At 61.7% G+C, this 13,132-nt stretch carries 13 protein-coding genes; 6 read left to right on the forward strand and 7 right to left on the reverse strand.

Annotated features, from left to right (window positions below):
- Positions 1–284 precede the first annotated feature (284 nt).
- Positions 285–581: a hypothetical protein gene (locus G6N74_RS30710; protein WP_165116865.1), complete on the forward strand. Its 297-nt coding sequence runs from the start codon at positions 285–287 to the stop codon at positions 579–581.
- A complete protein-coding gene (locus G6N74_RS09980) occupies positions 508–750 on the forward strand; it encodes a PIN domain-containing protein (protein WP_246245708.1) in 243 nt (80 codons plus the stop codon). The genes G6N74_RS30710 and G6N74_RS09980 overlap by 74 nt, the downstream gene beginning before the upstream one ends.
- Before the next feature lie 62 nt (positions 751–812).
- Here the strand turns inward: G6N74_RS09980 and G6N74_RS09985 are convergent, their stop codons facing one another.
- The gene (locus tag G6N74_RS09985) at positions 813–2,099 is read right to left on the reverse strand and encodes an ATP-binding protein (RefSeq protein ID WP_165116869.1); all 1,287 of its coding nucleotides are present in this window, start codon (positions 2,097–2,099) and stop codon (positions 813–815) included.
- On the reverse strand, positions 2,096–2,821 hold the full coding sequence (locus G6N74_RS09990; protein WP_165116871.1) for a response regulator: 726 nt from the start codon (positions 2,819–2,821) through the stop codon (positions 2,096–2,098). Before G6N74_RS09990 ends, G6N74_RS09985 begins: the two co-directional genes overlap by 4 nt.
- Positions 2,822–3,038: 217 nt before the next feature.
- On the opposite strand from G6N74_RS09990, the gene G6N74_RS09995 reads away from it, so the two are divergent.
- The 4 genes from G6N74_RS09995 (at position 3,039) to G6N74_RS10010 (ending at position 8,273) form a co-directional block, all read left to right on the forward strand.
- Positions 3,039–3,710, forward strand: a complete 672-nt coding sequence (locus G6N74_RS09995; RefSeq protein WP_165116873.1) for a hypothetical protein — start codon at positions 3,039–3,041, stop codon at positions 3,708–3,710.
- Positions 3,711–3,815: 105 nt separating this feature from the next.
- Entirely contained in the window at positions 3,816–4,031 is a 216-nt protein-coding gene (locus G6N74_RS10000; protein WP_165116875.1) for a hypothetical protein, read from the forward strand.
- Positions 4,009–5,166 carry an efflux RND transporter periplasmic adaptor subunit gene (locus G6N74_RS10005; protein ID WP_165116877.1) on the forward strand — a complete coding sequence of 386 codons (1,158 nt, stop codon included), beginning with the start codon at positions 4,009–4,011 and terminating at the stop codon, positions 5,164–5,166. Before G6N74_RS10000 ends, G6N74_RS10005 begins: the two co-directional genes overlap by 23 nt.
- Positions 5,163–8,273, forward strand: a complete 3,111-nt coding sequence (locus G6N74_RS10010; protein WP_165116879.1) for an efflux RND transporter permease subunit — start codon at positions 5,163–5,165, stop codon at positions 8,271–8,273. Before G6N74_RS10005 ends, G6N74_RS10010 begins: the two co-directional genes overlap by 4 nt.
- Positions 8,274–8,316: 43 nt before the next feature.
- On the opposite strand, the gene G6N74_RS10015 is transcribed toward G6N74_RS10010, so the two are convergent.
- From G6N74_RS10015 to G6N74_RS10035, 5 genes are all read right to left on the reverse strand, one after another.
- Positions 8,317–9,159: a sulfite exporter TauE/SafE family protein gene (locus G6N74_RS10015; protein WP_376767700.1), complete on the reverse strand. Its 843-nt coding sequence runs from the start codon at positions 9,157–9,159 to the stop codon at positions 8,317–8,319.
- Positions 9,160–9,348: 189 nt separating this feature from the next.
- Positions 9,349–10,092 (reverse strand): pyridoxal 4-dehydrogenase, SDR-type, encoded by a 744-nt coding sequence (gene pldH / locus G6N74_RS10020; RefSeq protein WP_165116883.1) that lies wholly within the window; start codon positions 10,090–10,092, stop codon positions 9,349–9,351.
- A gap of 39 nt (positions 10,093–10,131) precedes the next feature.
- Complete coding sequence (gene ppaT, locus G6N74_RS10025; protein WP_165116884.1) at positions 10,132–11,310, reverse strand: pyridoxamine--pyruvate transaminase; 1,179 nt, start codon at positions 11,308–11,310, stop codon at positions 10,132–10,134.
- Positions 11,311–11,334: 24 nt separating this feature from the next.
- Positions 11,335–12,141 (reverse strand): 4-pyridoxolactonase, encoded by an 807-nt coding sequence (gene pldA, locus G6N74_RS10030; protein WP_165116886.1) that lies wholly within the window; start codon positions 12,139–12,141, stop codon positions 11,335–11,337.
- 55 nt (positions 12,142–12,196) lie between these two features.
- Positions 12,197–13,132 (reverse strand): putative B6 ABC transporter permease subunit 1, encoded by a 936-nt coding sequence (locus G6N74_RS10035; protein WP_165116888.1) that lies wholly within the window; start codon positions 13,130–13,132, stop codon positions 12,197–12,199.

Below are 13,132 nucleotides of genomic sequence, written 5' to 3' on the forward strand. Positions count from 1 at the left end.
GGCGAGGCTTATAGACGCACACTTCTGACGCCGGCTTTCCAGGTCAGCTTTGCGTGGCCTGGGCATCGCGACCGCAGGCGACCATTTTGCCGTTGGCGCGTGCTTTCGCTGGACGTGGATGCTGGCCCGGAAGCTAACGTCAATAATGGAACAGGCAATGCCCTCGACAACGTGTTGGAGGGGAATTCCGGGAACAACATCCTTGATGGCAAGGCCGGCAACGACACATATGTTGTGTCGACGGTGATCGAACAATCGAACTTTCCGGTGAAGGCACCGACACGGTGCGTTCCGAAGTCTACTGGATTATTGCAGCCAATGTCGAGCGGCTGGAGCTTCTTGGCCCGGCCGATCTCACCGGCAACGGCAACACGCTCAACAACACGCTTGTCGGCAATGACGGCAAGAACATCCTGCGTGGCGGGGCCTGCAACGACACGCTGAACGGCGGCAATACTCGCCTTACGCACATCATGGGAAGACCGGCTGTTGCCGGTCATGGAGGTGATGATTGGCGTCGACGCGCACGTCGAGGACGGAACGCGATCTTTCCTCGACGGTTTCGATCTGGTCCCCATTGATCGCATAGTTGCAGAGGGAGCGGTAGCAATCCGGAGGAAGCATCGCATCAAACTGCCTGATGCGATTATTTGGGCATCCGCTGAGACGAATTCGATGGTGCTGGTCACCCGAAACTCGAAGGACTTCCCGGAAGCCTCTCCGAGTGTGCGTATCCCTTACAAGTTGTAGCCCGGTGGGTTCAAGGATGAAGTGCGATTTGCGATGGATGCACAAAAGCGTGGGTGGCAAATTCAGGCGTAAGCAGATTCGCCAGACGCTACGGAGTGTTGAGATACGGCGTCGAAAACGATTCTCTGACACAATCCTCCTCCATCCCGGTTTTGCAGGGTCACGGCGCCGCCGTAGCGCTCGATGATTTCCTTGGCGATGGCAAGGCCGAGGCCGGCGCCCGGCACGGACTGCCTGCGTCCGGGATCAACCCGAAAGAATGGCTCGAATGCCTTGTCCAGCAATTCCGGCGGAATGCCTGGCCCCCGGTCGGTCAGGCCTAGCATTGCTTTCCCGTTCGAGGCGGTAAGCGCAACGCTGCAGCCGGCTCCATGGGTGGCAGCGTTGATCATAAGGTTGCGGATAGCGCGCCGCAGGCCAAGAGCGCCGGCCCGCACCGAAACCGCCTCAAGGCGTTCGACCGTGACGTGATGTCCGAGCGTTTCCATTTCAGCAACAATGTCACGGACCAGTTTCTCAAGCTGGACGGTTTCGACATCGTCCTGATCGACTTCCTCGCGCACCAGCCGGATAGCGCTGTCGGCAATACGGTCGAGTTCATCGAGATCGTTGAGCCATTTTTCGCGTTCATCTTCGTCGAGGAATTCAACGCGCAGGCGCATCCGCGTCATGGGCGTGCGCAGGTCGTGACCGGCGGCAGCGACCAGCCGCATACGGCTTTCCATAGCTGTCTTCAGTCTGGCAGAGAGCTGATTGAGTGCGCGTGCCGTTGCTCTGACCTCGCCTGAGCCATCCTCCGGCAGTGGGGCGAGAACGCCATCCGGTCCGATCTTGGCGACAGCCGCCTCCAGCATCTCCAATGGCCGGGTCAGCACGGCGGTGAAATAGAGGGATACGGCGGTCGCCCCCAATACGATCAAGGTGATCCAGCCCGCGAGCACGATCCAGCCACGTTGAGGGGGCGAGAAATCGGGAATGTTGACGAGCATCCAGCGGTCGTCGGGCAGCCTGACGGAAGCCACCATGCGACGCTTGCCGACGACACGCGTCACGACAGCCGGAAGCTCCAGGCCGTCATTATGCAGGATCTCGTTGAGCACACGGGTATGCTTTGGATCTTCAATGCCGCCGGCGGGATGATCCGAGAGATCGATCTGGACCCGCTTGAGGCCCGGCAACTCGCCAGGAACAAGTTGCACCAGAAGCCGTATCTGGCGGGCGACAGGTTCCATGATCACTTCAGGACGTGGCCCGCCCATGACACTGATGGCAGCAGCCGTCGCCAGGCCGACAACACCGACGATGGATGCGACGAGAAGCAGGATGAGCCGCCGGCGCAGCGAGGTCATAGCGGCTGCTCCGACGTTTCCACGCGGGCGGTGATTTGGTATCCACCATTGCGCACGGTCTTGAACAAGGGCGCATCTGCGGTTTCGCCAAGCTTGCGGCGCAACCTGCTCATCAGCACATCGACGGAACGATCGAGCGGATCGCGCTCGCGACCCTGGGTCAGGTCGAGCAACTGGTCCCGCGACAGCAGACGGCCCGGCCGCTCCAGAAACACCAGCAGCAGATCGAATTCTGCACCGGTAAGGTCCACGGTCGCGCCTTGCGCGTCACTCACCTTGCGGGTGTCCGGCTCCAGTGTGTGGTTGGCAAACCGGTAGATGAGCGCACTCGGCGCAACGGCTTCGTCCGATCCCGAGCGACGCAGTACCGCCCGGATGCGGGCGGTCAGTTCGCGCGGGTTGAAGGGCTTGCCGAGATAGTCATCGGCGCCGAGCTCCAACCCGATGATGCGATCCACATCCTCCTTGAGCGCGGTCAGCAGAATGACGGGGATATGTGGCTTGCGGTCACGCAGGCCACGGCAGATATCGAGCCCCGAACCGTCGGGCAGCATGACGTCGAGAACGATCAGGTCGAACTGGCCGGCGCCGAGCTTCTGTTCGCATTCGCGCCGGTCTGCCGCCGTCGAGACGCGAAAACCCTGACCATCGAGATAGCGCCCGAGAAGCGTCCGGATCTCGCGATCATCATCAACGACAAGGATGTGAGGTAGTGACTGCATGATATGCCCAGCGCCGTTTGGTGTTTCAGTGCTGATTATAGGAGAGCAGACGGCGAGAGGGACGAAAATTTGCAACTAAGTGTTTCCGGCCGGGATGCGGAAACCTTCGGAAACAAATCTCCCCTTTGCAGAAATCTTCGGCAACACGCCGACGCATAATGGAAAAAACTACTTCCTATCCTCCTGTCATCCGAAGCACGCAGGAAAGGATTACATCATGCGAAACACGCTTTTTGCACTCGGTCTCTTCTCGGTCGCGGTCATTCACCCTGCATTGGCGCAGCAGGCCGATTTTGGGCAGACACCTGACGGTGACTTGCCGGTCGTTGCGCTTCAAGGTGGCCCGGACAATTCTCCCATGCATCCGCCTGCTCCAGGGCGGCCGATGAGGCATGGGCCGGACGATGCCGACGGTTGGCGCGGCCCGGGAAATGCTCATTTCGGCCCCATGCGTATGGGACCACCGCGTGAGTTCATGCTGGCGACAAGGCTTTCGGCAATCGAGACCCGTATAGGCATCCGAGCAGAACAGCTTGATGCGTGGCGTGATTACACCAGCGCGCTGCAAGCTGTTTTGGCTCCGCCGCGCCCCGGCGATTTCGTTCGCGGCCCCCAATCGGGAGCGGACGTCCGGAAGGATCCCTTCGCCCGCGACGAAAGGCTGGCCGACGAAATCGGCAAGCGTGCCGCCGCAGCCGAAAAGCTCAAGGCAGCAATCGCGACGCTGCGCACCACATTGATGCCTGAACAGCTCGAACAGCTTGCCTCGGCGAACCGCATGGACCGGCCGCATGGTCCGCGTGGCGGTTTTCCCGAGGGAGCAGCAGGTCGACCGGATGATGGCGGGCGCTCCCCAAGCCCAGTCCCGCCCATCGACGGTCAGCCCTGACCTGCTGCACCGGCCGGCTCGCGGGGCCGTTGGCGGGCCGGCCGGTTTCAAATGAATGGAACAATTTCAGCTCCACAATCGGCCATATGAGAGAGGAAACTTCCCATGTGGGAAATGTTCTTGACGCTGCGACTGCTTATGGCGGTCGCGCCGGGCTCGCCTCGTCGTGGTACCGCCAAGACAATCCAGCCCGTGCAGGCCTTTACCGGCGCAACAAGACTGGCCTTCGGCGCGTGGCGACTTTCACTCGACATATCCGATCATCAACAGCTCCATCCGGCGGACGGCGACAAGATCCATGACCATAAGATCATCGCATAAAAGATATCTGGCGCTGGCCGCTGTCGTCCTTGCAGTCGCAATCGTCGCCCTTATCAAGGCTTACGGCCGTGGCAATGCCGATGTGACCGAGGCCGCAGCGCCTGTTACAGCGCAGGCCGCATCTCTGACCGTCGCGGTTGAAACGGTGAGCAGGGACAAGATCGCCTCGTCCATAACCGCCACCGGCACCGTACAGGCCTGGCAGGAAAGCATCGTCGGCTCACCGGCCAGCGGCCTGCAATTGGTGGAAGTTCCGGTCAGCGAAGGCGACCGGGTCACCGAGGACCAAGTCGTTGCGAAACTGGACGATGCCCTGCTCAAGGCTCAACTTGCCGAGCAAGAAGCTGCTGTTCAGCAGGCACATGCGACGCTGGAAGCGGCCGAGAACGCCGCGGCGCGTGGGCAGAAGCTGCTTGCCAGCAAAGCGATCAGCGCCGAGACCGCAGAGGAACGCGCCACCACCGTCAAGACGGCCACCGCCCAACTCGCACAGGCGCAAGCCGCAGCCAACCGTATTGCCGTCTCTCTCGCGCAAACGGAAATCCGCGCGCCTTTTGACGGCGCGGTTTCTACGAGGCCGGCGGTCGTCGGCTCCATTGTCCAGTCCGGCACGGAATTGATGAGGATCATACGCGACGGCAAGGCCGAGATCGCGGTCCAGGTTCCCGACAAGGACCTGTCCCGGATAGCGGTGAACAATGAAGCGACCATAACGGACGCCTCGGGAAATACCCTGTCGGGCAAGGTTTCGTCCATTGCCGAGAAGATCGACGCAACCACACGGTTGGGTCTCGTCTATGTCTCGCCCGAAGACAATTCCGGCCTCAAGTCCGGCATGTTCGCCCGCGTATCGATCACCACCTCTTCCACCGATAGCCTGAATGTTGCTGAAAGCGCCCTGATCTGGCGTGACGGCAAGCCGAACGTCTTCATCGTTGGTGAAGACGGCAAGGTGACCGCACTAAGCATCGAGACCGGAAACCACCGGGATGGCCGTGTGGCTGTAACCAACGGTTTGGCCGGCGGAGAAAGCGTCGTCGTCTCGGGTGCGGGTTTCCTCAACGACGGCAATCTTGTACGCGTCGCTGTCATTGACGGTGAACAGACTGCATCCAATACCGGAACAGCCCAATGAACGCCATCTCTTCCTGGTCGATCCGCAATCCGGTGCCGACCATCGTCCTGTTCCTGTCGCTGACGATCGCCGGGCTCTATGGTTTCATGCAGCTTCGCACAAACAATATGCCCGACATCGACCTGCCGACCGTCACCGTGACAGTGTCGCAGTCTGGAGCGGCGCCGAGCGAGATGGAGGTGCAGGTCGCGCGCGTCATCGAGAATACGGTGGCGAGCCTCGAAGGCGTGGACGATGTCTCGACCTCGATCAGCGAGGGCTCCTCCACGACGACCATCCAGTTCACCCTCGACACAGATCCCGAGACGGCCACCAACGACGTTCGCAACGCCGTTTCGACCGTGCAGTCCAGCCTCCCGGCGGGCGCGACGGAGCCGGTCGTGTCGAAGGTCAACGCCAGCGGCAGTTCGGTGCTGACCTTCGTGGTCGATGCCCCCGCAATGTCGCCCGACGCGCTGAGCTGGTATGTCGACAACGATGTCGCCAAGGTATTGCTCGGTGTCGACGGCGTCTCCAAGATCACGCGTTCCGGCGGCGTCGACCGTGTCATCCGCGTCGAACTCGATCCCGACCGGTTGGCCGCCCTCGGCATCAGCGCCGGCGATGTCAGCCAGACACTGGCCTCAATCAACGTCAATCAGCCGGGCGGCCGCACCAGCATCGGCAGCCAGGAGCAGTCGGTGCGCACCCTGGGCAGCGTCTCGACTGTCGAGGCACTGGCCGACACCCGCATTCCGCTCACTACGGGCGGCAACGTCCGGCTGGCCGATCTCGGCAAGGTGACCGACAGCTGGGAGAAACCACGCCAGGCAGCCTATCTCGACGGCAAGGAGGTCGTCGCCTTCAATATCTACCGGTCTGTCGGTTCGAGCGAGGTCGATGTGGTCAAGGCCGCGCGCGCTTCGATCGCCGAGATAGGCAGCACGAACCCGTCCGTGAAATTCACCGAGGTCACATCCTCCTCCGATTTCGTGCTGGAAAGCTACGATGCCGCGTTTGAGGCATTATGGCTCGGCGCGCTGCTGGCGGTGGGCGTGGTCTGGCTGTTCCTGCGCGATATCCGCGCGACGCTGGTTTCAGCCGTCGCCATGCCGCTGTCACTGATCCCGACTTTCGCCGTCATGGCGCTGTTCGACATTTCGCTCAACAACATCACGCTGCTCGCACTTTCGCTGGTGGTCGGCATTCTGGTCGACGATGCCATCGTCGAGATCGAAAACATCGTCCGCCACATGCGAGAGACCGGTCAGAGCGCCTATCAGGCAGCACTTGAGGCCGCCGACGAGATCGGTCTTGCGGTGGTGGCAACCACGGCCACCATCGTTGCCGTATTCCTGCCTGTGGCCTTCATGCCCGGCATCCCCGGCAAGATATTCTTCAGCTTCGCGGTTGCGGTTTGCGTTTCGGTGCTGTTTTCCCTGCTCGTCGCGCGCACGCTGACGCCGCTGATGGGCGCCTATCTGGTGCGCGCCGGTGGCCATAGCGAAGACGATACGCCAGCCTGGGTGCCGACCTATATCTGGCTTCTGCGTGCAGCGCTCAGCCATCGCTGGATCACACTTATCGCCGGCGTCGCCTTCTTCGTCGGGTCTATGTCGCTGGCGACGCAACTGCCGACGGAATTCATGGCGGCGACCGATCGTGGCCGTTCGATGATTTCGGTCGAATTGCAGCCGGGATCTACGATCGAGCAGACCATTGCCGTGGTGAAGGAGATCACCACGCGCCTTGAGAGCGATCCGGTAATCGAAAGCATCTTCGCCACCGTCGGCACTGCTGCCCAGTCCGGTGGTGGACCGAACCGCGGCTCGTCCTCGGCGGAGGTACGCAGCGCCAATGTGACCGTCAATCTGAAGCCGCGGGACGAACGGAGCGTTTCCCAGCAGCAATTCGAAGCGGAAGCCTCGCCTAAGCTCAACGATATTCCCGGCGCGCGGATACAGTTCAGTGCCGACGGCTCTTCGGGCGCCAAGGTGTCGATCACGCTGGTCGGTGACAATGGCGACGTGCTGCAGAAGACCAGCGATACGCTGATCGAGCAGATGAAGTCGGTCCCCGGCCTGATGAACCCGACCTCGACAGCTGCCGCGACCAAGCCCGAGCTGATCGTTCGGCCCGACGACGCCCGCGCCGCCGAACTCGGCATCACGGCGACCGAGATTGCGCAGACCGTGAAGATCGCCACGATCGGCGATACCGACACAAGCTTGCCGAAATTCAATCTCGGCGACCGGCAGGTCTCGATCGTGGTCACCTTGCCGGACGGCGCGATAGACGAACCCGCCAAACTTGCCATGTTGCCGCTGACCGGCACGAAAGGCACCGTGCCGCTAGGCTCGGTGGCCGACATCAGCTTCGACGCCGGCCCCAACGGCATCACGCGGGTGGACCGCAGCCGCAGTGCCACTATCGAAGCCGACCTCTCCGGCATCACGCTCGGCGAAGCCACATCCGCCATCCGCGCACTGCCGGTGATACAGAGCCTGCCCGATGGCGTTCACGAACTGGCGCGAGGCGACGCGGCCCGCATGCAGGAATTGTTCACCGGCTTTGCCACGGCGATCATTGCCGGCATCCTGCTGATGTATCTGACGCTGGTGCTGCTTTTCCGCAGTTTCGTGCAGCCGGTAACAATCCTTGTTGCCCTGCCGTTGTCGGTTGGCGGCGCGCTCGGCTTCCTGCTGATCGCCGGCAAGGCACTCGGCCTGTCGGCCCTCATCGGTCTGCTGATGCTGATGGGCATTGCCGCCAAGAACTCGATCCTGCTCGTCGAATACGCGCTGATCGCCGAGAAGGAACGCGGCATGAGTCGCATCGAAGCGCTGCTCGATGCGGCCAGAAAGCGCGCACGGCCGATCGTCATGACGTCGATCGCCATGGGCGCCGGAATGCTACCGATCGCGCTCGGCATCGGCGCCGATGCCGAGACGCGCGCGCCGATGGCTATCGCGGTCGTTGGCGGATTGCTGTCCTCTACCGTGCTCAGCCTCGTCTACGTTCCGGTGGTCTACACCTTAATGGACGATATTCAGCGCTTCCTAGGCCGACATCTTGGCAAGCTGCTGGTGGAGAAACCCAATGGCGAGACCGTTGAGGGACACGGTTAAAAGGACAACGGTCGGCGCGATCCCCTGCCCTGCTGGTGTACCCTCAGGAAAGCAGCATCCTTGCCGCCGTGATCGCCAGGAAGAAGGCGAAGGCAAGCTTCAGGTAGCGCGGGTTTAGCGCATGGGCGAGGCGCGCGCCCAGCGGAGCAAACAGAAAGCTGACCGGTGCGATGATGGCGACCGCCGGCAGGCTGACATAGCCGAGGCTGAGCGGCGGGCGCCCTGCAATCTCGAGACCGGCCCAGATGAAGCCCGCGACACCCGGAAGAGCAATCAGCAATCCAAGCGCCGATGACGTGCCGACGGCGCGGTGGACCGGAAAGGAAAAGCTGGAGAGTGTCGGCACGGAGAGCGTGCCGCCGCCGATGCCCATCAGCGATGAGATAAACCCGATGACGGTAGCGATCGCCCGGTTGATCCAGCCGCTCCTGGGAAGATGATCCGAGATCACCAGGGTCTTCGGGATCGCCATGTTGATGGCGACCAATATGCCGACGACGCCGAAGACGAAGCGCAGCCCGGAACCGGGAATATACTTCGACATGATGCCGCCTATCAGCGCGCCGATGAAGATGGTCGGCCCCCAGAGCTTCAGCAGCGATCTGTCGACATTGCCGCGCTTGTTGTGCGCCCGCATCGAAGAGATCGAAGTCGGAATGATGACGGCCAACGATGTGCCGACCGCAAGGTGACTGATGACGGCCGGGGAAAACCCGAAAAGCGTCAGGCCCCAAAACAGCACCGGCACAATCACAATGCCACCACCGACGCCGAGCAGTCCGGCCAATATGCCCGAAATCACGCCGGTTGCGGCAAGGCCGGCAATCAGCGCAGCAATGGTCTGGCCGTCGAGCAGCGACGGATCGAGTCCTGTTCCCAAAATGATGTTCCCTAGGCTAGCCGACCGATCTGGACCCTGAAGGCAATAAGCAGATGCCGGGAGATTGGCAACTGCAGTGATGGATTAAGCAGTTCATGCAGAACATGAACTGCGTGGGCGCGTGATCGCAAAAATCGCAATCGACTTCCCGAAACGATTCAGCGCCGCCAACGTGGGAAGACGCCCAGCCTGACGCTAGTGCCGTATCATGCCGGCATCGACGTTCAGCGTCTGGCCGGTGATCCAGCGCGCATCGTCGGAAGCCAGGAACGCCACGACATCGGCGATGTGCTCCGGCTGGCCCTTGCCCTTCATGGCCTGAAGCATCTCGACAAAGCCAAAGGCCTCGTTATGCGGGCTGGCCTTGACGCCGTCGCTCTCGATCAGGCCCGGTGTCACCGCATTGGCAGTGATGTTGTATTTGCCGAGCTCTGTTGCGAGCGCCCGGGTGAAGCCGATGACGCCACCCTTGGCAGCGACATAGGCGGCCATGTTCGGCGTGCCGGCAAAGAAGGTGTTGGACGAGATGCTGATCACCCTGCCCGCCTTCTCCACGGCGCGCATCTGGTCGGTGGCGGCCCGCGTGACGATGAAGGTGCCGGTCAGATTGACGTCGATGATCTTGCGCCAGTGATCGAGGTCGACATCGTCCCAGGCAACGAAGGGAACGATACTCGCATTGTTGACAAGGATATCGACGCCGCCGAGCTTTTCGATCTCGGCAAACAGCGCTTTCACCGACGCCGGATCCGACACGTCGGCAGCGACCGCCTTCGCCTTTCCGCCGATCGCGGCAGCTGCCGTGTTGGCGCCTTCGCCATTGATATCGCTGACGACAACTGTGGCGCCATCGGCGGCCAGCCGCGTCGCGATGGCCTTGCCGATACCTTGCGCGGCTCCGGTAACCAGAGCGATCTTTCCTGCGAGCCGTTCAGTCATCGACATGTCCCCTTTGGTCTTTTGTTTGTGGAATTCATTTCAGGCATCAGCATCGATCACGGCGAGTGCTGCCTCGACGCCTTTGCCGACCTGAAGCTTCTGGCCGGCTGCGTTCATGGCACCGCCCAAAGCAGTAAGTGCTGCAATCGCATAGATTGGCTGAGCTGTCGGCCCCATATGGCCGATGCGCGTCAGCTTGCCGAGCGTCTCGCCCCGGCCCGAAGAAAACACCACGCCGTAGCGTTCGCGCGCGGCTTGCCGCAGCGCCTTTTCATCGACGCCTTCCGGCGTGCGGATGGCGGTCGTGGTCGGCGAAGCGATCTTTTCATTCGCAGCCCAGATCGACAGGCCCATAGCCTTCGCACCCGCGCGTGTCGCTTTGGCGGTTAAAGCATGACGCGCCCACACCGCTTCCGGCCCCTCGTTGAGATAAAGATCGAGCGCGACGTCCAGGCCATTCATCTCGGCAACGGAAGGCGTAAACGGAAACGGCTTTTCCTTCGACCAGGCATGCTCCCAATCGAGAATGCTCAGAACCGAGGCCCGAGGCGCCGCCCCATTGGCTTTCATCCTTTCCCAGGCCCGGTCGCTCACGCTCATCAGCGTCAGTCCGGGAGGCGCGCCGAGGCATTTGTTGGGGCCGGTCACATAGATGTCGGCCTTGCAATCCTCAGGATGCGTTTTCATGCCGCCGAAGGACGACACCGCATCGACGATCAGATAGCCGCCATGTGCCGCGACGATCGCTCCGATCTCGTCGATCGGGTTGATCGTGCCCGATGGCGTATCGTGATGGCAGACCGAGACGATGGTGATCTCGGGATGCGCCTTCAGCATGTCCGCGACCGACTGCGGATCGATCGCCTCATTGTAAGGCACCTCGATCTCCAGCAGGTTCGGCGAATAGCGCTTGGCCCAATAGCCGAACCCCTTGCCATAGACGCCGGACGCCAGATTGAGCACCACATCGTCCTTGGAGATGAGCGATGCGGCGGCAGCCTCCAGCCCCATCACCGGCTCGCCATGCAGCACGACCGGCTTGTTCGACAGACGCATGGCCTTCTGCGCCTTGCCTATGACCTTTTCGTAGAAGAGCTGGAACGCCGGATCGTAGTCGTAAAGCACCGTGCGCCCGAGCCCCCGCAGCACGTCGGGATAGGCGTTGACGGGACCGGCGGTGAGTGTGATCACCGGTTCTGCGTGGTCGGGATATCGCATGATCTGCCTCCGAAATGCCGGCCGTCAGCCGTAGAACTGCGTGCCGGTCCTGTAGGTTTTGAAGTTTTCCATGTCGTGGGAGTACATCAGTTCGGCCTCGTTCTCCTCGGCCAGCTTCTGCACCCGGCGCATCGAGCTCACGCCCGCCACCGGGTCGATATGGAAGGCTGCCTGACACAGTGTCTCAAGGCTTTTTTGTGTGTAGGCAGCGTCGATCGTGAAAAGGATTGGCTTGCGCTTGGGGAAATTGACCATCAGGCTGTAATGGCCGATGGAATGGCCGGGCGTGGAGATCAGCCTGACGCCCTTGGCGAGTTCGATATCGCCGTCGATCCCCTCGAAGGTCGAGTTCGCACGCGTGGTGCCGTCGAGCAGTTGCGCCGTTGCGCCGCGCGCTTCAGCGGCCTCTGCCGAGAAGCTGAGATCCGAATAGCCGAGATGCTCGAAGGGTTGCGGATTGCAGGCCTGCGGCACTTCGGTTTTGTGGCAGATCTTCTTGGCGTGCGGGAAATATTTGTTGCCGCCGCAATGGTCGAAATGGAAATGCGAATTGACGACGACATCAATGTCTTTCGGCTCCAGGCCCAGAAGCGCCAGCGCGCCGGGTATCGTCTGGTTCTTGCTCTGGATCGGCTTTTCGAAAGGCAGCACCTTCATGACATGGTCGTAGTCATAGCCGGTGTCGATCAGGAAACGGCCTTCGGCATGCTCGATCAGGATCGAATAGACGGGAAAGCGCACCTCGCCGCCAGGACCACGGTTCCAGAACACATGATAGCCATCGAGAACGAGCGAGCCGCCGTCGAGCAGATAGACCTTTGTGTCCGACATCTTTACCTCCTGTTGTCGCGGCTCCCCATTTGCCGCCTTGATTATTCTTCCAGCGTCAGCGGGCGCCGCGCTCATATGGAATGCCCAATGCTGCCGGCAGGCTGGCACGACGGCCGAACAGAACGAGCATGATCATCACCGCCAGGAACGGCAGCATCTGGATGACATCGGTCGGGATGTTGATGCCGGCGACCTGCATGGCCGTGGTCAGCGACAGGCAGACGCCGAACAGGAGCGCGCCAAACAGCACCCAGACCGGCCGGCCCCGCGCTAGCATCGCCAGCACGATACCGAGGAAGCCGGCGCCATTGGTGATGAACGGGATGAAGATGCCAGCCCCGACATTGGCGAGATAGGCACCGCCGAGACCGGCCAGCGCGCCGGTCGTCAGGACTGCGATCGTGCGGGTCCGCACGACATCGATACCGGCCACGTCGAGCGCTGCGGGCTTGTCGCCGGCGGCCTGAAGATTGAGGCCAAGCTGCGTGCGGCGATAGATGTAGCCCATCACGAAAACCAGCGCGATGGCCATATAGACGATCAGGTGCTGACGAAAAAGCGCAGGCCCCAGAATGGGGATATCCGCGAGAAATGGGATCACGGTCCTGTCCGCCGCCGGCAGGCGCGGATAGCTGCGCGAAAACTGGAAATGATGAAGCAGCGCTGTCAGCCCCTCGAGCCCGAGCGTCAGGCCGATGCCGATGACGATCTGGTTGAGACCCAGCCGTACACATAGCAGTGCCATGAGAAGCGCCACCACCATGCCGCCCAGCGCGCCGGTGAGAAAGCCGAGCCACAACGACCCCGAATAGAACGCACCGACGAAACCGAGATAGGCGCCGAAGATCATCATGCCTTCGATGCCGATATTGAGCACGCCGGCCTTTTCCGACATCTGCTCGCCCAGCCCGGCAAGAAGCAGCGGGATGGCGGCGGTGACGGCGCCGAACAGGAGTGCGCCGAGGAAGACTTCGCTGAACAGGCCCGTCAT

The organism is Mesorhizobium zhangyense, from assembly GCF_011045115.1.
Classification (GTDB): domain Bacteria; phylum Pseudomonadota; class Alphaproteobacteria; order Rhizobiales; family Rhizobiaceae; genus Mesorhizobium_M; species Mesorhizobium_M zhangyense.

Coding starts and splice junctions, on each gene's coding strand:
- G6N74_RS10000 (WP_165116875.1), top strand. CDS start 3,816: ATGTGGGAAATGTTCTTGACGCTGCGACTGCTTATGGCGGTCGCGCCG.
- pldH (WP_165116883.1), bottom strand. CDS start 10,092: ATGACTGAACGGCTCGCAGGAAAGATCGCTCTGGTTACCGGAGCCGCG.
- G6N74_RS10035 (WP_165116888.1), bottom strand. CDS start 13,132: ATGACGGGCCTGTTCAGCGAAGTCTTCCTCGGCGCACTCCTGTTCGGC.
- G6N74_RS09995 (WP_165116873.1), top strand. CDS start 3,039: ATGCGAAACACGCTTTTTGCACTCGGTCTCTTCTCGGTCGCGGTCATT.
- ppaT (WP_165116884.1), bottom strand. CDS start 11,310: ATGCGATATCCCGACCACGCAGAACCGGTGATCACACTCACCGCCGGT.
- pldA (WP_165116886.1), bottom strand. CDS start 12,141: ATGTCGGACACAAAGGTCTATCTGCTCGACGGCGGCTCGCTCGTTCTC.
- G6N74_RS09990 (WP_165116871.1), bottom strand. CDS start 2,821: ATGCAGTCACTACCTCACATCCTTGTCGTTGATGATGATCGCGAGATC.
- G6N74_RS09980 (WP_246245708.1), top strand. CDS start 508: ATGATTGGCGTCGACGCGCACGTCGAGGACGGAACGCGATCTTTCCTC.
- G6N74_RS09985 (WP_165116869.1), bottom strand. CDS start 2,099: ATGACCTCGCTGCGCCGGCGGCTCATCCTGCTTCTCGTCGCATCCATC.
- G6N74_RS10010 (WP_165116879.1), top strand. CDS start 5,163: ATGAACGCCATCTCTTCCTGGTCGATCCGCAATCCGGTGCCGACCATC.
- G6N74_RS10005 (WP_165116877.1), top strand. CDS start 4,009: ATGACCATAAGATCATCGCATAAAAGATATCTGGCGCTGGCCGCTGTC.